This is a genomic window from Paenibacillus sp. 01T424 (assembly GCF_056398745.1).
Map to the genome: position 1 here is coordinate 66,777 of NZ_JBFTPZ010000030.1, position 21,476 is coordinate 88,252.

27 protein-coding genes are annotated in these 21,476 nt (G+C 41.6%); 23 read left to right on the top strand and 4 right to left on the bottom strand.

Annotation, left to right across the window (positions count from 1 at the left end; all coding sequences use genetic code 11):
* Positions 1-12: 12 nt before the first annotated feature.
* The 6 genes from AC1DPK_RS22075 to AC1DPK_RS22100 all read left to right on the top strand — a co-directional run bounded on the left by AC1DPK_RS22075 (position 13) and on the right by AC1DPK_RS22100 (position 6,203).
* Entirely contained in the window at positions 13-876 is an 864-nt protein-coding gene (locus tag AC1DPK_RS22075; protein WP_477511648.1) for a 3-hydroxybutyryl-CoA dehydrogenase, read from the top strand.
* A 23-nt stretch (positions 877-899) separates the two neighbouring features.
* Positions 900-2,048, top strand: a complete 1,149-nt coding sequence (locus AC1DPK_RS22080; protein WP_477511649.1) for an acyl-CoA dehydrogenase family protein — start codon at positions 900-902, stop codon at positions 2,046-2,048.
* A gap of 22 nt (positions 2,049-2,070) precedes the next feature.
* A complete protein-coding gene (gene prpB / locus AC1DPK_RS22085; RefSeq protein WP_477511650.1) occupies positions 2,071-2,970 on the top strand; it encodes a methylisocitrate lyase in 900 nt (299 codons plus the stop codon).
* On the top strand, positions 2,960-4,081 hold the full coding sequence (gene prpC, locus AC1DPK_RS22090) for a bifunctional 2-methylcitrate synthase/citrate synthase (protein WP_477511651.1): 1,122 nt from the start codon (positions 2,960-2,962) through the stop codon (positions 4,079-4,081). The genes prpB and prpC overlap by 11 nt, the downstream gene beginning before the upstream one ends.
* Before the next feature lie 23 nt (positions 4,082-4,104).
* On the top strand, positions 4,105-5,547 hold the full coding sequence (locus AC1DPK_RS22095) for a bifunctional 2-methylcitrate dehydratase/aconitate hydratase (RefSeq protein ID WP_477511652.1): 1,443 nt from the start codon (positions 4,105-4,107) through the stop codon (positions 5,545-5,547).
* Positions 5,548-5,693: 146 nt separating this feature from the next.
* Complete coding sequence (locus AC1DPK_RS22100; RefSeq protein ID WP_477511653.1) at positions 5,694-6,203, top strand: hypothetical protein; 510 nt, start codon at positions 5,694-5,696, stop codon at positions 6,201-6,203.
* A 130-nt stretch (positions 6,204-6,333) separates the two neighbouring features.
* Here AC1DPK_RS22100 and AC1DPK_RS22105 read toward each other — a convergent pair whose 3' ends face one another.
* Positions 6,334-7,158, bottom strand: a complete 825-nt coding sequence (locus tag AC1DPK_RS22105; protein WP_477511654.1) for an alpha/beta fold hydrolase — start codon at positions 7,156-7,158, stop codon at positions 6,334-6,336.
* Positions 7,159-7,257: 99 nt separating this feature from the next.
* The gene (locus tag AC1DPK_RS22110; RefSeq protein ID WP_477511655.1) at positions 7,258-8,160 is read right to left on the bottom strand and encodes a YihY/virulence factor BrkB family protein; all 903 of its coding nucleotides are present in this window, start codon (positions 8,158-8,160) and stop codon (positions 7,258-7,260) included.
* Between the two features lie 152 nt (positions 8,161-8,312).
* Here AC1DPK_RS22110 and AC1DPK_RS22115 point away from each other — a divergent pair, with 152 nt between their 5' ends.
* Positions 8,313-8,720: a TerB family tellurite resistance protein gene (locus AC1DPK_RS22115; protein WP_477511656.1), complete on the top strand. Its 408-nt coding sequence runs from the start codon at positions 8,313-8,315 to the stop codon at positions 8,718-8,720.
* Positions 8,721-8,805: 85 nt separating this feature from the next.
* On the opposite strand, the gene modA is transcribed toward AC1DPK_RS22115, so the two are convergent.
* Positions 8,806-9,648, bottom strand: a complete 843-nt coding sequence (gene modA / locus AC1DPK_RS22120) for a molybdate ABC transporter substrate-binding protein (RefSeq protein ID WP_477511657.1) — start codon at positions 9,646-9,648, stop codon at positions 8,806-8,808.
* Positions 9,649-9,806: 158 nt separating this feature from the next.
* Here modA and AC1DPK_RS22125 point away from each other — a divergent pair, with 158 nt between their 5' ends.
* The 3 genes from AC1DPK_RS22125 to AC1DPK_RS22135 all read left to right on the top strand — a co-directional run bounded on the left by AC1DPK_RS22125 (position 9,807) and on the right by AC1DPK_RS22135 (position 12,338).
* On the top strand, positions 9,807-10,757 hold the full coding sequence (locus AC1DPK_RS22125; RefSeq protein WP_477511667.1) for a substrate-binding domain-containing protein: 951 nt from the start codon (positions 9,807-9,809) through the stop codon (positions 10,755-10,757).
* A 54-nt stretch (positions 10,758-10,811) separates the two neighbouring features.
* Positions 10,812-11,624 carry a GNAT family N-acetyltransferase gene (locus tag AC1DPK_RS22130; RefSeq protein ID WP_477511658.1) on the top strand — a complete coding sequence of 271 codons (813 nt, stop codon included), beginning with the start codon at positions 10,812-10,814 and terminating at the stop codon, positions 11,622-11,624.
* Between the two features lie 72 nt (positions 11,625-11,696).
* Entirely contained in the window at positions 11,697-12,338 is a 642-nt protein-coding gene (locus AC1DPK_RS22135; RefSeq protein ID WP_441907642.1) for a Bax inhibitor-1/YccA family protein, read from the top strand.
* Positions 12,339-12,370: 32 nt separating this feature from the next.
* Here AC1DPK_RS22135 and AC1DPK_RS22140 read toward each other — a convergent pair whose 3' ends face one another.
* Complete coding sequence (locus tag AC1DPK_RS22140; protein ID WP_477511659.1) at positions 12,371-12,550, bottom strand: hypothetical protein; 180 nt, start codon at positions 12,548-12,550, stop codon at positions 12,371-12,373.
* Between the two features lie 147 nt (positions 12,551-12,697).
* Between AC1DPK_RS22140 and AC1DPK_RS22145 the strand changes: the two genes are divergently transcribed.
* From AC1DPK_RS22145 to AC1DPK_RS22205, 13 genes are all read left to right on the top strand, one after another.
* On the top strand, positions 12,698-12,856 hold the full coding sequence (locus tag AC1DPK_RS22145; RefSeq protein ID WP_477511660.1) for a hypothetical protein: 159 nt from the start codon (positions 12,698-12,700) through the stop codon (positions 12,854-12,856).
* A 192-nt stretch (positions 12,857-13,048) separates the two neighbouring features.
* On the top strand, positions 13,049-13,627 hold the full coding sequence (locus tag AC1DPK_RS22150) for a sulfurtransferase TusA family protein (protein ID WP_441907849.1): 579 nt from the start codon (positions 13,049-13,051) through the stop codon (positions 13,625-13,627).
* Positions 13,628-13,688: 61 nt separating this feature from the next.
* Positions 13,689-14,813: an MBL fold metallo-hydrolase gene (locus tag AC1DPK_RS22155; protein WP_477511668.1), complete on the top strand. Its 1,125-nt coding sequence runs from the start codon at positions 13,689-13,691 to the stop codon at positions 14,811-14,813.
* Positions 14,814-14,828: 15 nt separating this feature from the next.
* The gene (locus tag AC1DPK_RS22160; protein WP_477511661.1) at positions 14,829-15,056 is read left to right on the top strand and encodes a sulfurtransferase TusA family protein; all 228 of its coding nucleotides are present in this window, start codon (positions 14,829-14,831) and stop codon (positions 15,054-15,056) included.
* Between the two features lie 30 nt (positions 15,057-15,086).
* Positions 15,087-15,569 carry a DsrE/DsrF/DrsH-like family protein gene (locus tag AC1DPK_RS22165; RefSeq protein WP_477511662.1) on the top strand — a complete coding sequence of 161 codons (483 nt, stop codon included), beginning with the start codon at positions 15,087-15,089 and terminating at the stop codon, positions 15,567-15,569.
* Between the two features lie 75 nt (positions 15,570-15,644).
* Complete coding sequence (locus AC1DPK_RS22170; protein ID WP_441886221.1) at positions 15,645-15,911, top strand: metal-sensitive transcriptional regulator; 267 nt, start codon at positions 15,645-15,647, stop codon at positions 15,909-15,911.
* 71 nt (positions 15,912-15,982) lie between these two features.
* Positions 15,983-16,546 carry a manganese efflux pump MntP gene (locus AC1DPK_RS22175; protein ID WP_441886218.1) on the top strand — a complete coding sequence of 188 codons (564 nt, stop codon included), beginning with the start codon at positions 15,983-15,985 and terminating at the stop codon, positions 16,544-16,546.
* Positions 16,547-16,842: 296 nt separating this feature from the next.
* Positions 16,843-17,634, top strand: a complete 792-nt coding sequence (locus AC1DPK_RS22180) for a sulfite exporter TauE/SafE family protein (protein WP_339209350.1) — start codon at positions 16,843-16,845, stop codon at positions 17,632-17,634.
* 40 nt (positions 17,635-17,674) lie between these two features.
* On the top strand, positions 17,675-18,034 hold the full coding sequence (locus AC1DPK_RS22185; protein WP_441886214.1) for a rhodanese-like domain-containing protein: 360 nt from the start codon (positions 17,675-17,677) through the stop codon (positions 18,032-18,034).
* A gap of 142 nt (positions 18,035-18,176) precedes the next feature.
* On the top strand, positions 18,177-18,707 hold the full coding sequence (locus AC1DPK_RS22190; RefSeq protein ID WP_477511663.1) for a DUF6886 family protein: 531 nt from the start codon (positions 18,177-18,179) through the stop codon (positions 18,705-18,707).
* Positions 18,707-19,255 (top strand): GrpB family protein, encoded by a 549-nt coding sequence (locus AC1DPK_RS22195; protein WP_477511669.1) that lies wholly within the window; start codon positions 18,707-18,709, stop codon positions 19,253-19,255. Before AC1DPK_RS22190 ends, AC1DPK_RS22195 begins: the two co-directional genes overlap by 1 nt.
* A 157-nt stretch (positions 19,256-19,412) precedes the next feature.
* On the top strand, positions 19,413-20,555 hold the full coding sequence (locus AC1DPK_RS22200) for a serine hydrolase domain-containing protein (RefSeq protein ID WP_477511664.1): 1,143 nt from the start codon (positions 19,413-19,415) through the stop codon (positions 20,553-20,555).
* Between the two features lie 214 nt (positions 20,556-20,769).
* The gene (locus AC1DPK_RS22205; RefSeq protein WP_441886202.1) at positions 20,770-21,402 is read left to right on the top strand and encodes a nitrite/sulfite reductase domain-containing protein; all 633 of its coding nucleotides are present in this window, start codon (positions 20,770-20,772) and stop codon (positions 21,400-21,402) included.
* Positions 21,403-21,476 lie beyond the last annotated feature (74 nt).

Consider the following 21,476-nt stretch of genomic DNA (forward strand, 5'->3'; position numbering starts at 1 on the left):
AAGGGGGTGCTCATGATTATCCAAACCGTTACCGTAATTGGAGCTGGACAAATGGGCAGCGGAATTGCACAGACGTTAGCGCAAAATGGGTTGCAGGTAACCCTTTACGATATTGAGCAAGCTGCCGTGGCAAGGGGGATTGCCTCAATTAATACTTCACTGACTCGACTTGCCGCCAAAGGAAATATTAGCGAGTCTGATCGAACTCAGACCATAAAATCCATCCTAACTTCCACAGACTTAATGTGCGCCAATCGCTCTGATCTAATGATTGAAGCTGCGCCTGAGAATATGACGATGAAAAAAGCGCTTTTTGAAAAGCTTGATCAAATTTGTCAACCAAATGCCATTTTGGCTACCAATACGTCCTCGTTATCGATTACAGAAATAGCTTCAGCAACAAAAAGAGCTTCGCGTGTAATCGGCATGCATTTCATGAACCCCGTACCTATTATGCCATTAGTCGAAATTATTAAAGGTCTTGAGACTTCGAGCGATACATTTGAAAAAATAAAAGCATTGACGCTCACAATCAAGAAAACGCCGATTGAGGTTCAAGATTTCCCAGGCTTTGTCTCCAATCGAATTCTGATGCCTATGATAAATGAAGCGATTTACACGGTGTATGAGGGGGTCGCTGAACCGGAAGCTGTAGACCAAGTGATGAGGCTTGGCATGAACCATCCGATGGGTCCGCTTACGCTTGCCGACTTTATTGGGCTCGATACTTGCTTAGCAATCATGGAGACACTGCAGGCTGGATTCGGCGATTCAAAGTATAGACCATGCCCGCTGCTGCGCAAATATGTGCAGGCTGGCTGGCTAGGCAGGAAAGCCGGACGTGGCTTTTATGTGTACTCAAATGAGAAGGGATAGGTACATCCGAAGGGAGACGGGCAATGGAACTCCGACTTTCAAAGGAACAGTTAGAGCTGCAACAAGCGGTACGACGTTTTGCAGAGACAGAAGTAGCCAGCGCTGTGCCACTCATGGAGCAACATGATCAATTTCCCAGCCTTCTCATTGAAAAACTATCACAAGCAGGCTTTATGGGCATTCCAATTCCTAAGCAATGGGGAGGAGCAGGCTGCGATTTCATTTCCTATATTGCTGCGGTTAACGAAATATCAAAGATAAGCGCAGCGCTTGGCGTCATCTTATCCGTTCATACTTCGGTTTGCACTTTGCCGATCCTGCATTATGGTACGCAAGCTCAAATATCAAGCTATGTTCCCAAGCTTGCTTCGGGTGAGCGGTTAGGCGCTTTCGCGTTAACAGAGCCTCACGCGGGTTCGGACGCTTCCTCTATAAGAACAACAGCAGTATTAGACGGTGAATATTATGTTTTGAACGGATCAAAGGTATTTATCACGAATGCCGGCGCTGCCAATGTTTATGTTGCATTTGCAGTGACTGATGCAAGCAAAGGGGCATACGGCATTACCGCTTTTATTATTGAAAGTGAAACAAAAGGGCTAACGATCGGAAGAAAAGAAAAAAAATTAGGTTTGCACGGATCGAATACTTGTGAGCTTATATTTGATCAATTAAGGATACCCGTTTCCCATAGACTTGGCGAAGAAGGCAAAGGCTTTTCCATAGCCAAAGGCTCCCTTGATGGCGGACGTATCGGAATCAGCGCCCAAGCGCTTGGAATTGCGCAAGCTGCACTAAATATTCTAAATGACCGCTTCCAACCGAAGGCTGCAATGTTGATAAAGCCAGATCAGAAGGCAATGCATCAGCAAGTTAAACTCGCTGGCATAATAGCTAAAGTAGAGGCAGCGAGATTGCTCGTTTATCGCGCGGCGTATTTGCATCAAGAAGGTTTGCCTTGTACGAAGGAAGCATCCATGGCCAAAATGTTCGCATCTGATACAGCAGTTGCAGTGACTAGCCAGGCTATGCAAATGCTCGGATCAGACAGCTGTCTGCAAGGATCAACGATAGAACGACTGTTCCGAGATGCGAAAGCCACTCAAATTTACGAGGGAACAAACGAAATTCACCGAATCGTAATTAGCGGCAAAATACTCAAATCATTATGATTTCTAAAAAGGCGGTGGCGAGATGGGTCATACTCCCGGAGCGCGATTTCGCGAGGCGCTTCAAGTCGAGAAGCCTTTGCAGATCGCAGGCGCTATTAATGCCTTTTCGGCAATAATGGCGGAAAGAGCAGGGTTTCGCGCTTTGTATTTATCTGGTGCAGGTGTTGCTAATGCGTCGTTCGGTCTGCCTGATCTTGGGATTACAACGCTGCAGGATTGTCTTGAGGATGTAAGAAGAATAACGAGTGTTACAGAGCTGCCGCTGCTCGTAGATGTGGATACGGGCTTTGGAGGAGCTTTCCAAATTGCGCGAACGATTAAGCTGATGAACCGTGCGGGAGCCGCCGGCGTTCATATTGAAGATCAAATCCTGGCTAAACGCTGCGGGCATCGCCCTAACAAAGCAATCGTAAGCAAGGAGGAAATGATTGATCGGATTAAAGCAGCTGCAGACGCAAGAGAAGATGATCAGTTTGTCATTATGGCTCGCACGGATGCGCTTGCGGTAGAAGGGTTAGAAGCAGCGATTGAACGGGCATGCGCATGTGTGGAGGCCGGAGCAGATATGATTTTCCCTGAGGCAATAACAAAACTTGAGGATTATCAAGCCTTTGCTGATGCGGTGAAGGTTCCTATACTCGCAAACATTACGGAGTTCGGGCAAACTCCGCTGTATACGATAAATGAGCTTGAGCATGCAGGTGTCAGCTTAGCTCTTTATCCGTTATCCGCCTTTCGCGCAATGTCAGCAGCAGCTCTTCATGTCTATGAAACGATAAAACAAGAAGGAACACAGAAAAATGTCATAAATGTTATGCAAACTAGAGCAGAGCTTTATGACCTCCTCGATTATTTGAGCTACGAAGAGAAGCTGGATCAGCTTTATGGAGTCAAAGAGGAGGAGAACCGTCATGACAACTAAAAAACAAGGCGGTCTCGCCGACGTTATAGCGGGACAGACTTCGATTTCGACAGTCGGAAAAGCAGGAAAGGGCTTAACCTATCGAGGTTATTCGATTGATGATCTCGCCCTTCATGGCAGCTTTGAAGAAACTGCTTTTTTACTGTTATATGGAGCCTTGCCAAGCGATGTCCAGTTAAAAGATTACAGGAAGAAGCTTGCGTCACTTAGACAACTGCCAGCAGGTGTATTGAACATATTGGAGCAGTTGCCGAGCAGCACACATCCAATGGATGTGCTTCGAACGGGGGTTTCGGCGTTAGCTGCGTTCGAACCAGAAAATGAGGAGCGTGACGCTTCCCACATCGCTGATAGATTAATAGCCTGCAGCGCCTCTATTTTATTATATTGGTATCATTATCAGAAGAGTGGGAGAAGGATTGATACAGAGACAGATCAACAAAGTGTTGCTGGACATTTTCTGCAGCTGCTTCATGATCAACGCCCGAACGAGCTTCATGAGAAAGCTTTTGATGTTTCACTTGTATTGTATGCGGAGCATGAATTCAACGCTTCTACATTTGCAGCACGTGTTACTGCATCTACTTTATCAGATATGTATTCCGCCATTACGACTGGCATTGGCACACTCCGTGGACCTCTTCACGGCGGTGCCAACGAAGCCGCGATGGAGCTGATTGAACAATTCGGCAGCGTGCGCGAAGCCGAGATCGGAATTATGCAAATGCTGAAGGACAAGAAATTAATTATGGGCTTTGGACATCGTGTTTATTCTGTTTCTGACCCACGATCCGATATTATTAAATACTGGTCAAATAGACTCTCTGCAGGGGCTGAGAATTCAATCATTTATCCAATTTCCGAGTCTATAGAGAAAATAATGCTGCAAGAGAAAAAACTATTTGCCAATTTGGATTTTTACAGCGCGTCAGCCTATCGATTTATGGGCATTCCAACCTCACTTTTTACACCGATCTTCGTTATTTCTCGTACCAGCGGCTGGGCTTCCCATATCATTGAACAACGTGCAAACAATCGAATCATTCGTCCAAATGCCGATTATATAGGCAGTGATTTGCTGCCTTGGCTGCCTATCGAGCAACGATCCTAAATGAGGAGGGGGATGCGAAAATAATGTCCACTTTAAAGAGTAATGAGAGGCCAAAGCCGGATCAAGTGTTGGTTGCTATTGCACAATATGCTGCAAATTATACGATAGCTAGCGAAGAAGCTTATAATACCGCTCGATATTGTCTCATCGATACGCTTGGCTGCGGGTTGTTAGCGCTTAGGTATCCCGAATGCACGAAGCTGCTAGGCCCGGCCGTACCGGGAACTCTCGTTCCGAATGGAGCTCGTGTTCCTGGAACTTCATTTCAGCTTGATCCGATCACTGCAGCATTTAACATTGGATGTATGAACCGCTGGCTCGATTACAATGATACTTGGCTTGCAGCGGAGTGGGGCCATCCATCAGATAATCTTGGAGCTATACTAGCTGCTGCGGACTATGAAAGCAGGAAAAACATAGCTGAGGGCAAACCGCCGTTTGTCATGAGAGATGTGCTTTCGGCTATGATCAAGGCTCATGAAATTCAAGGCATTCTTGCACTTGAAAACAGCTTTAACCGCGTAGGGCTCGATCATGTTATTCTCGTAAAGATTGCCTCAACTGCTGTAGTGACTGCGCTGCTAGGCGGGACGACAGATGAAATTATTGATGCTTTATCCAATGCGTGGATTGATGGTCATCCGCTTCGTACTTATCGTCATTCGCCAAATACAGGTTCGAGAAAGTCATGGGCAGCCGGCGATGCCACAGCTCGCGCGCTTAGGCTTTCATTGATGGCGCTAAAAGGAGAGATGGGTTATCCCGCTGCACTAACTACGCCGGAATGGGGATTTTATGATGTGCTGTTTAAAGGGAATTCCTTTTCCATTAAACGGGATTTTGAAGCTTATGTTATGGAAAACGTATTGTTTAAAATATCTTTCCCCGCTGAATTCCATGGCCAAACTGCGGTGGAGGCTGCTATCTTGCTGCACCCGAGTGTGAATGACAGATGGCATGAAATTGATAAAATAATCATTACTACACATAAGTCCGCACTGCGAATCATCGATAAAACAGGACCGCTCCATAATCCTGCGGATCGTGACCATTGCATTCAATATATGGTCGCAATTGGCCTGATTCATGGACATTTAACTGCCGATCATTATGAGGATGATTATGCGAGTGACAGTCGTATCGATGAGCTTCGCAAGAAAATGGTTACGACTGAAGATATCACTTACTCACATGATTATTTGGATGTTAATAAACGCTCGATTGCCAATGCCATTCAAGTGTTTTTCCAAGACGGAACATCCACTGAGAAGATCGAGATTGCATACCCAATCGGCCATCGGCGCAGACGTCAGGAAGCCATACCGCTTCTGCTTGCGAAGTTTGATGCCAGTTTGAAGAGCAGGTTCCCATCCAAGCAAACACAAGCGATATTAGAGCTTTGCCAAGACCAAAACGTATTAGAGAACACGCCCGTACAGCAGTTTATGGAACTATTTGTTATTTAGGTAAATGCCTGCGTACAGCGCAGGTTTTTCTTTTTAAAATCTATTTTTTTTTGTAGCTTTTCTGTAACTTTCTGCACCCCCATTTCGTTATATTGTATAAGTAAGCCGAATAAGAATATATACCATATAGAAGGAGCGTCTGCGCTATGAAAAAATATGTATTGATCGCAACTGTTGCGATAGCTTGTCTCACGGCCTTTAGCTTTGCGCCGGCGGGAGGCCGTGAATATACACCGGTAGAACAAACACCGGATATGATAACTGGCTACGTTTCAATGACAAAAGGGGAAAATAATCATTACACATTATCTATCGACCAAATCGATTGGTACGAGGGTGATGCAGCGACAAAAATTTTCCTTGAGCGTGAAAAGGATTCTGGGCTCGATGCCCCGCCAGATGGTTATTACATTGAGAATGATGATGAAACATTGCGTGACTTACCGATAGCCGATAACGCTGAGGTGCTTATGCAAATCTATAATCGAACGGGCAATATTAATGAAGCAGATATTGTTTGGAATGAACCGATTTCAGTTAAAAAGTTTATTGAACTCATCAATACGGAAGACGACTTCGATATGAAGAGCTTTCCTTATCATATGACGATCAAGAACGGGGAAATCGTACGCATCGTCCAGCAATTCGTTCCTTAAATAACCTTTTACATTTATGAGAGAAGCAACACAACAAGCGCGTGCCGATATTTAATCGGCACGCGCTTTTTATGTTTCACTTGATGCTTTTGAAATAACGTTTATATTTTCTTCAATCTGATTTATCCGTTTAATCTCTTCCAGCTTCATAGATACGATGAGCAAGCATCTCAGGATGCGTCTTTGCAGTTGACATATGATCGCCATGACCTTGGATGTATCGGAACAAGCCCAGTCGGTTGGACATATGCGGATGCCATCCATATTCGCTGTTGTACTGTGGAAGAACATTATCCTCCGTTAAGAAAATATAACTTTTCGGCATATTCAAACTATAAAATACTTTAAGATCGAGTTTTTCATAAAAAGGTTTTGCTGGTTCTGGACTTACCATACTGTACATTTTCTCTGCTAAGCCGAGGCTTGCCAAATTAACAAAAGTTTCACGAAACAGCGAAAATGGCAGCATGATCGTATCATCCTTCGAGCTTTCCCTAAGCTGCTGGAAACTAGCTTTTACAGGGGCTGGAAATTCATCGGCGACCATTTCACCATCGTTTAATACAAAAGCATCCAAAAACACGAGCCTCCTAATACGCTCTGGAATCAGCTCTGCAACCTTTTGGATAACGGAGCCTCCGAAGCTATGACCCACAAGTATGATTTGCTGAAGATTTCTTGACGCAATAGAAGCAGCAACAGAATGACTTATCATTTCATGAGTGACGTTTTTATTAGGATCTGCACCATGCCCGGGATATTCAGGCGCGAACACGGTATGGCCCATACTGGTTAATTCATAACCGATGCCATTCCAAAAGCTCGCATCCGCCCAGGAGCCATGAACGAGAACAAAAGTGAGCGGCTGTTCGCTCTGCATCAATCTTACACTGGTTGCGAAAACATCCGAGTATGGATATGCGTAGTTAATCGTGTTTTGTTCAATTTGATACATGCAGCATTACTCCTCAAAATCAGATTATTCAGCATATGCCTATAATCCATTTAAGGTTAATCATCGCCCAGTATCTGTTCAAGGCTGTAAATTTCCCACTTATGTTATCGTTTTAATATCCTTATTCTGATTAAGCGGAATGCGAAAGCGATGTCTAGCCGAGTTATTGGGTGGAATTATGCTTTTTGCTGAAGCAAGCGTAGCATTGATTTCACCGCCAAGCATGATGAGGATAGAGCTAATGTAGAGCCAAATCAACAGGATGATTACTCCGCCAAGACTGCCGTATGTTTTCGAATAGTTCCCAAAATTGTTCATATAGAACTGAAAAACAAGTGAAGTCGCAATCCAACCAAAAGTTGCAAATAAAGCACCTGGCACAGCTTCTTTTAAGCTCAGCCTTCTGTTAGGAACAATCCAATAAAGCAAGGAAAAGGCGGCTGTCATTGCGGAAATTGGTATGACATACTTCAATACATTCCAAATCCATTCGAATCCATTTGGATAATCAAGCCACTTAAATAAGTATTCGCCAATAGCTTTACCGAAAATAAGCATAACCATGACCAAAACAATAACGACCACTAAAAAAATTGTTGATAGCAGCGAAATTCCGCGTACCTTCCAAAACGGTCGCTGTTCCTCAACATCGTACGCTTTGTTCAATCCTTTCAAAATCGCATTAATACCGTTTGAGGCAGACCAAATGGTCGCAATCATACCGAATGACAGCAGTGTTCCGCTGCTGTTATCTACAACTTCAGCAAGAATTCCGCTAATCGTATCACTTGCTTCTGCAGGTAGAAGGCGAATAAACTCTGCGATCACGCTATCGCCAGACATTTCGATAAAGCTAAGCAAACTGACCATAAATATAAGAAAGGGGAAAAACGATAAGATCAAATAATACGTCAGCTGTGCGCCAAGCGCAGGCACATCATCCTCACGAAAACGGCTGTATAAGCATTTTATAAATTGCATCGTGTTGAATTTTTGTTTCATGAAGACCACCATCCTTTTGATATAAAACTAAACAAAATAGCAGGCTACAAAACATTTATTGAAATAGAAAAGATAAGCAGCAAGTAGGAAATAGTCAAATCATGTCGAATAAGAGTATGAGTAAATATTTTCGAATGAAGGGAGTGGACCTTATGTTTTTACATTTTCTACAAACCAAGGAGCAAAAAGAAGCATTTCTCGAATTAGCACATCTTGCAGCAAATGCTGATGGGTTCATTCACAAGAAAGAACAAGGATTTCTTCAATCGTATATGCAAGAGATGGATATGCAGCAAGCCGTAATAAGCTTTTCATCCGAAAAGCAGTTAGCAGATATACTAGTAAATATTAATGATGATCATGTAAAAAAAATCTTTTTCGCAGAAATTCTGCTTCTCATATTCGCTGACGGCGACTACAATGACGATGAAAAAGAATTAACAAAGGATATGAAAGAGCTTCTTAATCTAGACGAAGAAACTTGTGAATCCATTAAAAACTGGGTTATTCGTATGGATCAGCTCAAAATTGAAGGCCTTAAGCTTATATTGAACCCTTAATAAAATTGCAGACATAAGTAAAAAACCTCTATTCTTCCCAGTGGAAGAATAGAGGTTTTTTAAGTACTGCTTTTTCTTACATGCATTATGGCTTCGAAAAACCGAATTTTTCAAACACAGCCATTGYCTCTGCCGTTTGAAGATAATCATAAAATTGCTTCGATTCTGGAAGATGCTTTGTTGCTGTAACGATACCAATCGGATAGGTGATCGGCGTGTATGTTGCAGGATCAACGGTAAGGACAATATTGACTTTATCTGATGTTAAAGCGTCAGTCTTATAAACAAAACCCGCGTCTGCATTGCCTGTTTCAACGTACTGAAGAACCTGACGGACATCCTTCGCTTGAACAACCTTCGGTTGCAAGCTATCCCATAGCTTTGCTTGTTCCAAGGCTTCTTTCGTATAGCTTCCAGCCGGTACGCTCTCTGGGATGCCAATTGCAATCGTTTTGACATCAGCGTTCAACAGATCATTAACCTTTGCAAGCTGCGTTTTTGACGTTTTTGAAGTGACGAGCACGAGACCATTAGAGAGGAGATTTGTTTGGCTATCCTCAGCAATCAGCTTCGCATCTACTAGTGACTTCATGTTTTTGGAAGCAGCTGAGAGGAAAAGATCCGCAGGCGCGCCATTTTCAATCTGCTTCTGAAGAGCGCCTGAAGCGCCAAAGTTAAAATTCAGTTTTACATTAGGGTGAATTACCTTAAATTGTGTTTCAATTTCCTTTAACGCATCCGTTAAACTTGCAGCTGCCGAAATCGTTAAATCAACATTTTCAGCAGGTGTTTCCGTACTAATTGCTGTTGATTCTGGTTGATTGGTGGAGCTTGGTTGATTCGTTTGATTCGAACCACAGGCCGTTACAACGACCATAATCATAACCAAATACAATAAAACATAGCTTTTTTTAAGTAAATCAATCATTTAATACCCTCTTTCGTTATGTTTAGATATAAATAGACATAATCCATTTTCCGATTATAAGGTGAAGGAAATAGATTTGTAAAGCGAATCACCACAGTATTTCCGTTGTTTATGCTACAATAATGATTACTGCATACAATCCTTAAGAGGTGATTAACATATCTGAAAATATTTCCTATACGACAGAGGAAATCTCTAAGCTGCTCAAAATATCCAAATTAACCGTTTATGATCTTATCAAAAAAGGGGATTTGGCCTCATACCGAGTAGGTAAACAAATGAGAGTGGATGCTTCTGATTTAGAAGCCTATAAGCAGCGCTCAAAGGGGAACCAGCAAAGCTTGCGTGACGCTTTAATTATTCAACCAGATGCTGCAAGCACAGCACGCCAGAGCCTTGGCGCTCGCTCCATTGTCATCACAGGACAAGACATCAGCCTCGACATACTCGGAAGGCATATTGAGAAATATACACACGCACTTCGCCCACTGCGGTCTAATGCCGGCAGTCTAGATAGTTTGATCTCCATGTATAATGGGCAATCCGATGTCGTAAGCACCCATCTGTTAGACGGCGATACGGGCGAATACAATATTCCGTACATACGCAAGCTGCTCGTCGGCTCGTCATACGTTGTTATTAATCTGCTATCTAGGAAAGCCGGATTATTTGTCCAAAAAGGGAATCCGCGAAACCTAAAAGGATGGAGCGATCTTGTTCAGACAGACTTACGTATTATTAATCGAGAAAAAGGCTCCGGGGCTCGTGTATTGTTAGAGGAACAGCTTCGATTGCATCGTATTTCGGCACGTGAGCTTCTCGGCTATGAGGACGAACTGACAAATCATCTAGGCGTTGCAGCAAAAGTGGCGGGTTGCGAGGCAGATGTTGGAGTTGGGATAGAAAAAGCAGCAGCGATCGTAACTGGAGTGGACTTTATTCCTTTAGTTAGTGAACGTTACGATCTTGTCATTATGAAAAATTCAGAGAATAGCGATCTCATTAACTTGATTATCGAAATTTTGAAGTCCGCTTCATTTCAACAGGAGCTTGCAGCTATTTCCGGCTATGACTTATCACAGACAGGAAATGTTCTTTATGAATGTTAATGCAGATTTCACTTTTCAGATGAATCCCATTATAATGCGCAAGGATGGATGGAGATGAAACTTCCCATTTTGAATGAAGCTTTAATTAAACGAATACAGCAATCAGAAATGGAATATCTTACATCAAGAATTAGTTCCATAGGAGAGAGACTAGGCAATCTTGAAGGAGTCGAGATTAATCATTATGGCCAAGCTGTAGCTTACTATATAAAAACAATGCCTTGGGGCATTTTTAATTCGGTAAAAGGTTTGGGCGATGAGGACAGCGACAAGCTGGAGGAGATTATCAAGTTTTATGAAGCAAGAGACAGAAGCTTTCAAATTGATTTGGATCCTATACAATGCACAGCTGCTCTGTTTGGGAAATTGGCAGAGCTCGGTTTTCGACAAAATGGCTTTCATTCTGTTCTTTATGGACTGCCAAGTGAAGATAAACCTGTTTTGCCTCCTCATATCACGATTTCGGAAGTCGTTACAGAGGAGGTGTTCGATCATTATGCTGAAATCCATTGCCTAGGATCAGGCATGTCATTGTCCGATAAACACCACTTTGTTAATAACAATATTGGTTTACTGAATCGAAAAGGGTGGAAAATCTATCTAGCGTATTTAAATGACATACCTGCAGGTGTAGGTGTCATGCATATGAATGAGGATGGAATCGCATCATGTGCTCTTGCGGCTACTGCCCCTACATTTAGAAACCAAGGTCTGCAAACAGCACTATTAAACTGGCGTCTACATGAAGCGCATCTTGCAGGCTGTGAGCTCGTCGTAGCACAGGCTAGCTTCGGATCAAGCAGTCAACATAATATGGAAAGAGCCGGATTACATATCGCATGGACGAGATCCATAATGAAAAAATAAAAAGAACATTTTGTATTCATGCTTTTCATGCTATTATTGATCCATAAATATGGATGACAGGAGAAAAATAAGATGAGCTATACGCAGTCAAGYGGTTATGGTAAACCGATGCAAAAATTAATGCTAACCTTTTTCTTTGCCTTAATTGTTTCAGTAGGCGGCATGTACATAGGAACAATGCTTCCCAGCGCCGCACGAATCCCACTGTTTATTGTCGAGATTGGATTAATCATTGCCATCATGTTTTTGCGTAAATCAACAGCCATTGGCTACTCACTGATGTACGTGTTTATGATTGTATCTGGTGCAACCTTGCAGTTTTCTTTAAGCTATTATATCGCCTCCATGGGTACATCAGTCGTCATTCAAACCGTTGCCGTTGCTGTACTCGTTTATGCAGGCCTTGCGATCTACGCTACATACTCCAAAGAGGATTTTCGCTTTCTTGGCGGGTTTTTGTTCGCATCATTAATTGGGCTCATCGTTATCGGTCTTATGCAATTTATTTTCCCTTTTGGAGGGATGATGGAAACCATTTATGCCGGCTTTGGATTACTCATTTTCATCGGTTATACACTTTATGACTTTAGCCGTATGTCCAAGGAAGGTTTTGAAGACAAAGATATTCCACTGATGATCGTTAATATTTATCTTGATTTGGTTAATATCATTTTGTTCGCCCTACGTTTTGTGAAATCCTTGCTGGATGATTAATCGTTCGTCCTAATTGCCAATAAGGTTAATCTTCATACTTGAGGATTAACCCCTTTTTTTTTACGTGTCAATAACCATCTTTTAATAATTGATTTATCGGGTGAAGCTGCTTTGATATCACAATCAATAAAATCCCCTCTACGAATTCGCTTATCCAAAGCTTGCTGTTGATCCCTCCATAAACTTTCTGCTACATAGTAATGAAACAACATGATCCATTCCTCCTCTTACCAATCAATGCTTATGCTTTCATTATGCGATCTGAGTCCGTTGGTAAAAAGAGTAGATCTTTCATTGTTTATTTCACCTTTTAATTTTCAGAGCAATGCCCAGTATAACTTTATCCTAGGAGGAAAGAGATGGGGTTTATAATCGTTTTACTGCTAACGATGATTGTTATTTTATTATTTGAAATAAACGGAAAGATGCCTAGAAGAAATCGAAACAAAGATGAATTGAGGCGTGCTTTGAAGAGAGATCAGGAAAGAAGAAAAAGGGATAAAGAAAGAGATTACTAAGAGACCGCTGAATGGCGGTCTTTTTTATTGTGATGCCACGTTGACATCTGCATTTAAAACATGTATATTTTTATCAACACCTTATACCCATAGGGGTATATGTACGGCGTCATTTTTTCGCCTTTTTCAATACCCCCATGGGTATGTTGTTCGAATGATTTATTAATAAACGCAAAGGAGGTTCAAGAAATGATGAATCACATTCAAGCAGACAAAACAATAGATTGCAAAGGCTTGGCTTGTCCTATGCCCATCATCAAGACGAAAAAAGCAATGAATGAGCTTCTTTCTGGACAAGTCATTGAAGTGGTTGCCACGGACAAAGGATCTTTGGCAGACATCCAAGGGTGGAGCAGAAATGCGGGGCATCAATACTTAGGTACGCTTACGGAGGGCGAGGTATTGAAGCATTACCTTAGAAAATCCAACCCGAATGAAATAAAAGAAGAAATCAAATATTTGAAGACAATGAACAACGGAGATTTGATGAAGAAGCTTATTTCAAATGAGAACATGATGATTTTAGATGTACGTGAGTCTGCAGAGTATGTTTTTAACCACATCCCTGGAGCCAAATCAATTCCGTTAGGAGAGCTTGATATTCGAACGAGTGAACTCGATCCTGATCAGGAGCTTTATATCGTGTGCCGCACTGGCACCCGCAGCGATATCGCTTGCCAGCTATTAGCTGATAAAGGGTTCAAACTCGTGTACAATGTCTTGCCAGGTATGTCCGAATGGGAAGGACCACTAGAGAATGATGTACAGTAATACCACTCACTCATCATAGTAGGAGGAATACACCGTGAGTTCATCAAACCAGTTAAATGAAATGAGTGCCGGGCAGCTAGCAAAACTTATTTTAAGCAAAAAAGAAGACCTCTTCATCCTTGATGTACGTAGTGAAAGCGACTTTGCGAATTGGAAAATCGAAGGAAGTCGAATAGAGGTTCTCAATATTCCTTACTTTGAACTGCTAGAGGGAGTAGAGGAGATAATCGAACAAATTCCAATAGACAAAAAAGTGCTGGTTGTATGCGCCAAAGAAGGTTCTTCAATATTTGTTGGAGAGTTGCTCGTGGCAGCAGGCAGGTCTAATGTTTATTACTTGCAGGGCGGGATGAAGTCGTGGAGCGAGCATTTGGAGCCCGTAAAAATTGGCGATTTGCGCCAAGGCGGTACTATTTTTCAGTTTGTACGAATGGGTAAAGGCTGCTTGTCCTACATGATCGTATCAGACGGTGAAGCTGCTGTCGTAGATGCCCCTAGAATGACGAATGTGTTGGAGCAATTTGCGAAGGACAATGGGTATCGCATTATGCATACGTTAGATACCCATCTTCATGCGGATCATATCTCGGGCGGCCGTAAGCTTGCAGAACAACAATCTGCAACGTACTGGCTTCCTCCAAAAGATGCTGCAGAAGTCACATTTGAATACGCGAAACTTGAGAACGGTCACGATATTGAGGTAGGCAATACCACATTAAAAATACAACCCATTTATTCACCTGGTCATACGATCGGCAGTACATCATTTATAGTAGATGATCAGTATTTACTAACTGGTGACATTTTATTTATTGAATCCATTGGACGACCAGATTTGGCTGGACTCGCTGAAGATTGGGTTGGTGATCTTCGTCAAACGTTATATAGTCGTTATCCGGATTTGTCTCAGGATTTAATTATACTTCCAGCACACTTCGGCAAGTTCTCGGAGCTTGGAGAAGATGGGCGGGTAGCCGCTGTTTTATCCGATGTATATAAAAACAATACAGGCTTGCAAATATCGGATGAAGCTGCGTTTCGCGGCATGGTGACCAACAATCTGCCGCAGCATCCGAACGCTTACCAAGAAATACGCCAAACGAATATGGGTAAAATCACACCTAACGAAGAAGAGCAGCGCGAAATGGAAATCGGTCCAAATCGTTGTGCCGTTCACGATAATTAAAGGAGGAAATGAATAATGAAAGCTGATCTAATCGTTGATACCAAAGGGCTGGCTTGCCCGATGCCAATCGTAAAAGCAAAAAAAGCACTGGATGGATTGAAGCCTGGACAATTTATGGAGGTATTATCAACCGATAAAGGTTCTTTAAATGATTTTACGGCTTGGATTAGAAAAGCAAACCATGAACTCGTGCAGCATACGGAAGAAAACGGCGTGTTCACATTTCTAGTGAAAAAAATTTAACTGAATTTTATTATGGAGAGGAGAACATATATGGAAGCTGTAACTGAAAAAACAACGATAGTCCTCTTCAGCGGGGAACTTGATAAAGCGATAGCTGCTTTTATTATTGCAAATGGAGCAGCTGCTTATGATCACGAGGTAACTATATTTTTCACCTTTTGGGGACTAAATGCTTTGCGCAAGGATGAAGCAGTCCATACCAAAAAAGGGCTTCTTGAAAAAGCCTTTGGCTGGATGATGCCAAGAGGACCGCAAAAACTAGGCTTATCCAAAATGAATTTTGGCGGCATGGGACCTAAAATGATTAAGCATGTTATGAAGAAGCATAATGCGTTATCACTGCCACAGCTCATAGAACTTGCGCAGGAGCAAGGGGTTAAGCTTGTAGCGTGTACAATGACAATGGATCTTCTTGGTTTGCAGCGTGAAGAGCTGATCGATGATATTCAACTTGCTGGTGTAGCCGGTTACTTAGGCGACGCCACCGATGCAAAAGTGAATTTATTTATATAATCAATGAAATGATACTCTCTTTTGGTTTATAATATACCCATACATGTACACGTTAACGAATGGGAGGTTAAGAACATGGCATATGTTTATACCGATGAAATAAAAACACGACTAAGAAGAATAGAGGGTCAGGTTCGAGGCGTATTGAGATTGATGGATGAACAGCAATCTTGCAAGGACGTAGTAAGCCAGCTGTCAGCAGTACGCAATGCAGCAGATAAAGCAATGGCCCAAATTGTTGCGGAAAACCTTCATCAATGTATTATTGAAGAACAGTCTGCTGGCGGCGATGCGAATAAGCTGGTTAAAGAAGCGATTGAGCTGCTCGTGAAAAGTCGGTAAAAGAACACAAGCTTAATAACCTTCTCTAGCATACTCTACTTAGTAGAATGGATGGTAGAGGAGGTATAGTTATGCATTTAATTTCAATCATTCTCATTGGACTGGCTTCTAATATTGATAATTTAGGAATTGGTGTATCCTTTGGCACACGATCAACAAAAATTCCAATTGTCTCAAACTTGTTTATTGCCATATTGGCCATGGCTGCAGCATATTTAGCCATAACAATGGGTCACCTTATATCTGGTTTTATGAGTCAAAAGCATGCAGATTTAATTGGTGGTTCTGTCATCATACTTCTAGGTCTTTGGAGCATATTGCCTAAACAGAGGACAAGGGTTGCAACAAGTCCATTACGTGAGACTAGTGATTCGGAAAGATCTATTACTTGGCAGGAAACGATCTCATTAGGTTTTGCTTTATCATTAAATTGTATCGCTACAGGATTTGGAGCAGGTGTTAGTGGTGCGTCACCGATAATGACTGCAATTTCTGTTGGTATATTTTCACTAATAACCGTTGCTATCGGATTGCGGATTGGACATGAGATTGCTAGAACATGGTTAGGTAAATATTCTACTCTCATCGGCGGTATGATACTCATTGTAATAGGCCTTTTGGAGATTTTTTTGTAACTGAACGATAACAAAAAATAAGCGAACACGGTAGAGCGTGTTCGCTTATTCTAAGACGTCATATATAATTCTTACACCTAGGGAGCTGTAATTTTCTTCTTTGTAATGTCCATGCTCACAATACTTGGTGCTGGACAAGCTTTCATTGATTGACAGCAAGGGTTCATTGCAGGTCGGGCATTTATCTTCAAATATTTTTTTGAATATACTTTTCATTTCATAAATACCTCATTTCACATGAAGTTACTTGGTTTTAATTATACCTTACTTATTGCATTCCAACAAGGAGAGTTTTTATGGACATTATCCTTTACATCATCATGACGCTGCTCGGTTTTGTTGGTTCCTTTTTTTCGGGATTACTTGGCATAGGCGGGGCCATAATAAATTTTCCCCTTTTATTATATGTTCCATCCAGTCTTGGCTTAGCGCAGTTTACGGCAAAAGAAGTGGCATCCATCAGCATGTTTCAAGTTTTCTTCGCTTCGTTAGCTGGGATTATCGCTTTCCGTCAGAAAAGCAATCAAACAGCGGTCATTCATAAAGGTCTTGTTATTTATATGGGCAGCAGTATTTTAATGGGCAGTTTAATTGGCGGATTCGGATCTCGTTTTCTTAATGAAGATGCCATTAATATTATATACGGAACATTATCGGTTATTGCTGTTGTTTTAATGCTCGTTCCAAACCGGGGAAAACAACAATTAAATATAAATGAAATCACTTTTAATAAGCTCATTGCGGTAACGTCTGCTTTCATTGTTGGCATTGTGTCAGGAGTTGTTGGAGCAGGTGGTGCTTTTATTCTAATCCCAATAATGTTGACGGTCTTAAAAATTCCGACAAGGACAACCATTGCTTCATCATTAGCGATCGTATTTGTGTCGGCAATTGGCGGCGTAATCGGCAAGCTATCCGCTGGTTCCATTCCGATATGGCCAACTGTATTTGTTGTATTGGGCAGCTTGATCGGTGCTCCAATTGGATCTAGAATCAGCTCTAAAATAAACGTGAAATATTTGCGATATGGGCTTGTTGTATTACTCATTTTCACAGCGATTAAAGTGTGGTCATCCATATTACAATAGAATATGCGTACCTTATTAAACGGATTGGGGAGGTTAGGATATGTTGATTTTAATTGCTCTAACTGGTTTATTCGTAATGTGGTTCATTTATAGAAGATTCTCACCCCTAAAAAATTTAACTTATGTCGACGAAAAAGCGCTAAATGAAAAAGGCGTTATACCTGACAGCAGTAAAATACTCGATGTCCGCGATTCAACTGACTATGAGAAATGTCATGTGGATGGTTCGATTAATATATCAATTGGTCGGCTCCCTTATTTGTGGAACAAAGAGCTTGCACCAAATGACTCTGTCTTAATTTTGTCGGACAGTTTCTATAAAAGTAAAAAGGCTGCGAAAATCCTTAAAAAACATGGTTTCAGCCAGCTGTTTACTGTACGAAACCAACAATGTGCATAGATAACTTTTCAAGTGACTGATGAACCGCGTATATCGCGGTTTTTTTGCGTCCACTCTAAACCAGATTATGGTACAATCTCCTCGTATGTTGAAAATAATGCTGTTCGTGCACAACAATTTTATATCAGAAAGCAGGGATCATTTGAGATTATTTCATGTGAGCGAAGAAAGTGATATTACACTTTTTGAACCTCGAATACCTTCTCGAGTGGATATGGATCAAAGCAAAGGGTTGGTATGGGTAATAAATGAACGGTGCTTGCCGAATTTCCTAACACCTCGCAATTGTCCTAGAGTAACTTATCATAGTCATGAAACGACCACAGATGAGCATAAAAAACTTTATTTAAGCTCAAATTCGTTGGACCATGTTGTTGCGATTGAGCATAAATGGTTTGAAATCATGAGGCAAACCACGTTGTATTTATATGAATTCGATACGACTGATTTCTATGGCGCAGATAAAAGTGCTGGTTACTATGTGAGCGAAAAAACACAGATCCCTATCAATAAAATAATTGTTCATGATTTGTTTGGAGAACTCATACGCAGAAATGTCGAGGTTCGCATGATCGATAATTTGTGGGATTTGAATGATAAAATTGCAACCACAAGCTTTAATTGGTCGATGTGCAGAATGGGTTTTGCCGCGCAGAGGAAGGAATCAGTATGATGAGTACAATAGTTGAGATTGAAAACTATAATCCTCTTTGGGAGCACGAATTTTGTGAAATACGATCTACTATCGAAGCTGAAGTTGGGCAATTCATTAGGTCAGTTGAACATGTAGGAAGCACCTCTGTTAAAGGACTTGGTGCTAAGCCCATCTTGGATATAGATATCGTCATTGAAGATTATAGTATGCTGCCTCTGATCATCCAAGGGCTTGAGAAGATTGGTTATTTCCATCAACAAGAATGGAGTTTTGAAGGAAGAGAGGCCTTTGGCAGAAAAGATATGTCGGTTCCTTGGCATAAACAGCGTGGAAAATGGATGGAGCATCATTTGTACGTGTGCAATCGTGATAGCGAAGAATTAGCAAGACATTTGGCATTCCGCGATTATCTTAGGGAGCATCCCGAGGCTGTCATTGCGTATGAACAGTTAAAAAAGGAATTGGCTTTGCACGCTCAAGATCGGTCCGGTTATACAGCAGGTAAAACTGATTTTATAAATGAAATATTAAAAAGGGTAAAGCTCACGAAAACAAAGGATCTTTGATGATAAAACATACGAATGGAATGCAGCTCTGAACTTGATACATACTAACAATCTTTTATAATTTTAACGGCAGTCTTTACATCCATATGGACGAAATTAGAGCGGCTCGTGTAGTATAGATTCATTGTTCCTAATTAATGGAAGGGGATCGTGACAGATGAATGAATTGCTAAGCGAGTGGAAAATAACGGAGGGCCACTTGGATGTTGTGCCCGAAGAGGTTGGGCTCAGCTCACATCAATTAAATAAGCTGGATAATCACTTTCTGAATCTGATCGCACAGCAAAAAATTCAAGCAGCCAGTTTTCTCGTTGCACGAGAAGGAAAGATCGCCGCATGGAAATCAATGGGTCGACTGCATGGCTCCACTGACCAAGGTGAACTGCAGCCCGATTCCTTGCGTAAAATGTCATCCATAACGAAAGCATTCACAAGTGTTGCGATAATGAAGCTCATAGAGGACGGTAAGCTTTATATCGATCTGCCTGTGTCCAACATTTTGGAAGAATTCAATAATCCTGTACATAAAGATATCACCTTGTTCCACTTATTAACGCATACGTCTGGTATTTTGCCAGTCACCGGATATTACAATGAGCCCTATCCTAGAGAATGGTGGGGGGCTAGCGGCATGGATCATTGGATTCGAAAAGTGCTGCAAGGCCCGCTCGTTTGCCAACCCGGGGATGCCTATAATTATTCTACGGTGGGCTTCGCTCTGCTGGGCGAGATCGTCTCAAGAGTATCTGGTAAGCAGTATGAGGACTACATTACGGAGAACATTATCGAACCACTCCAAATGACACGTACTTTTTTTGATGTGCCTGAGCATCTGCACTCTGAAGTATGCAGTGTAGATCGGATGGATATCGAAAGGTTAAGCAGAGAAAATGACGGTTCACCTATGCCGCCTCGTTCGGATAGTGGACTTTATTCAACACTATTTGATATGTGGAAATTCGGACAAATGCTGTTGAATGGCGGAACCTTTGAAGGTCAGCGTATCCTTGGCAGAAAGTCAGTAGATCTGATGACTCGCCGACATCTGTTTAACGTTCCCGCCTATCATTGGGGAGGTAAAATCAAAGATAAAGGCCATGCTCTTGGTTTAGATTTAGCTATTCATCATCTTTCATATGAATCAGTAGGCACCTACCAGCTGGAGGGTTCAGGAAGAACCGGATTTTTTGTGGACCCGGTTGAGAAGCTCGTTGTTGTACTCATGGTGCCTTCCATTTACTCATGGATACCGGAATCGGTACTTGGTACAAAACAAATGATATGGTCAAGTTTGGTTTAGAATAAGCATGAAACTTGAATGCAGCCATTAGTAATATTTATAAAGAGTGAGTCGACTATTCGGCTCGCTCTTTTTTTTGTGCAGACAATTAAACTGTTGCAATGACATCATGAAGACAATTATAGATACTTAACCCGGGTATAGTAAAAACTCTTGACCTACATACCCTTAGGGGGTATATTATAATGGTTATGATGTAAAGGAGAGATGCCAAATGTATGATAAAATAAAAATCGCAGTCTCACCAGCCATTCAGGTTGGAGGCAGCCTGTTTACACCTCATCAACTGGTAACCATAGGTTCACTTATTGACACAGATGCAAATATAGAGATGACACCTTTTAAGCAGCTTTATGTGGAAATACCGTTAGATCAACAAAATGAAATAACCGAACAATTACGAGCAGTCGGCCTCGAGGTTAATCCTTCAGGCTTTACGACAAAAAGCTTGATTGCATGCAACTTTTGCAAAGGAGCCCAGGATGCCGGCTTAGATATTGCCATTAAATTAAACGAAGCAATCGCGGGAATCGGAACACCAACGCCAATGAAAGTCGGTTATGCAGGTTGCGCATTAGGTACAAGTGAACCTTTATTAAAAGATATTGGGGTTGTAAAAATGCGGAATGTGTTTGACGTTTATGTCGGCGGAGAGCCAAAGGGAATAAAACCTTCCTTTGCCCAGCTTTTACTTTCAGGTTTATCGGAAGATCAGTTAATACCATCAATATTTAATCTCATTAACTATTATAAAGAACATGCTAAAGGAAAGGAAAAGTTCAGCAAATTTATTAATCGAATTTCTCTAGACGAACTAAAAACATTGAAATGGAATGAGCAACCATGAGTAAAATTTTAGTTATTGAGGATGAAAATAAAATTAGAGAGGTTATAATCGCTTATCTAAACAAGGCTGGTTAT

Excerpts from the sequence above, each read along its gene's own strand:
- AC1DPK_RS22075 (WP_477511648.1), top strand. The coding sequence starts at position 13 with ATGATTATCCAAACCGTTACCGTAATTGGAGCTGGACAAATGGGCAGC.
- AC1DPK_RS22080 (WP_477511649.1), top strand. The coding sequence starts at position 900 with ATGGAACTCCGACTTTCAAAGGAACAGTTAGAGCTGCAACAAGCGGTA.
- prpB (WP_477511650.1), top strand. The coding sequence starts at position 2,071 with ATGGGTCATACTCCCGGAGCGCGATTTCGCGAGGCGCTTCAAGTCGAG.
- prpC (WP_477511651.1), top strand. The coding sequence starts at position 2,960 with ATGACAACTAAAAAACAAGGCGGTCTCGCCGACGTTATAGCGGGACAG.
- AC1DPK_RS22095 (WP_477511652.1), top strand. The coding sequence starts at position 4,105 with ATGTCCACTTTAAAGAGTAATGAGAGGCCAAAGCCGGATCAAGTGTTG.
- AC1DPK_RS22100 (WP_477511653.1), top strand. The coding sequence starts at position 5,694 with ATGAAAAAATATGTATTGATCGCAACTGTTGCGATAGCTTGTCTCACG.
- AC1DPK_RS22105 (WP_477511654.1), bottom strand. The coding sequence starts at position 7,158 with ATGTATCAAATTGAACAAAACACGATTAACTACGCATATCCATACTCG.
- AC1DPK_RS22110 (WP_477511655.1), bottom strand. The coding sequence starts at position 8,160 with ATGAAACAAAAATTCAACACGATGCAATTTATAAAATGCTTATACAGC.
- AC1DPK_RS22115 (WP_477511656.1), top strand. The coding sequence starts at position 8,313 with ATGTTTTTACATTTTCTACAAACCAAGGAGCAAAAAGAAGCATTTCTC.
- AC1DPK_RS22130 (WP_477511658.1), top strand. The coding sequence starts at position 10,812 with ATGAAACTTCCCATTTTGAATGAAGCTTTAATTAAACGAATACAGCAA.
- AC1DPK_RS22140 (WP_477511659.1), bottom strand. The coding sequence starts at position 12,550 with ATGTTGTTTCATTACTATGTAGCAGAAAGTTTATGGAGGGATCAACAG.
- AC1DPK_RS22145 (WP_477511660.1), top strand. The coding sequence starts at position 12,698 with ATGGGGTTTATAATCGTTTTACTGCTAACGATGATTGTTATTTTATTA.
- AC1DPK_RS22150 (WP_441907849.1), top strand. The coding sequence starts at position 13,049 with ATGAATCACATTCAAGCAGACAAAACAATAGATTGCAAAGGCTTGGCT.
- AC1DPK_RS22155 (WP_477511668.1), top strand. The coding sequence starts at position 13,689 with ATGAGTGCCGGGCAGCTAGCAAAACTTATTTTAAGCAAAAAAGAAGAC.
- AC1DPK_RS22160 (WP_477511661.1), top strand. The coding sequence starts at position 14,829 with ATGAAAGCTGATCTAATCGTTGATACCAAAGGGCTGGCTTGCCCGATG.
- AC1DPK_RS22165 (WP_477511662.1), top strand. The coding sequence starts at position 15,087 with ATGGAAGCTGTAACTGAAAAAACAACGATAGTCCTCTTCAGCGGGGAA.
- AC1DPK_RS22170 (WP_441886221.1), top strand. The coding sequence starts at position 15,645 with ATGGCATATGTTTATACCGATGAAATAAAAACACGACTAAGAAGAATA.
- AC1DPK_RS22175 (WP_441886218.1), top strand. The coding sequence starts at position 15,983 with ATGCATTTAATTTCAATCATTCTCATTGGACTGGCTTCTAATATTGAT.
- AC1DPK_RS22180 (WP_339209350.1), top strand. The coding sequence starts at position 16,843 with ATGGACATTATCCTTTACATCATCATGACGCTGCTCGGTTTTGTTGGT.
- AC1DPK_RS22185 (WP_441886214.1), top strand. The coding sequence starts at position 17,675 with ATGTTGATTTTAATTGCTCTAACTGGTTTATTCGTAATGTGGTTCATT.
- AC1DPK_RS22195 (WP_477511669.1), top strand. The coding sequence starts at position 18,707 with ATGAGTACAATAGTTGAGATTGAAAACTATAATCCTCTTTGGGAGCAC.
- AC1DPK_RS22200 (WP_477511664.1), top strand. The coding sequence starts at position 19,413 with ATGAATGAATTGCTAAGCGAGTGGAAAATAACGGAGGGCCACTTGGAT.
- AC1DPK_RS22205 (WP_441886202.1), top strand. The coding sequence starts at position 20,770 with ATGTATGATAAAATAAAAATCGCAGTCTCACCAGCCATTCAGGTTGGA.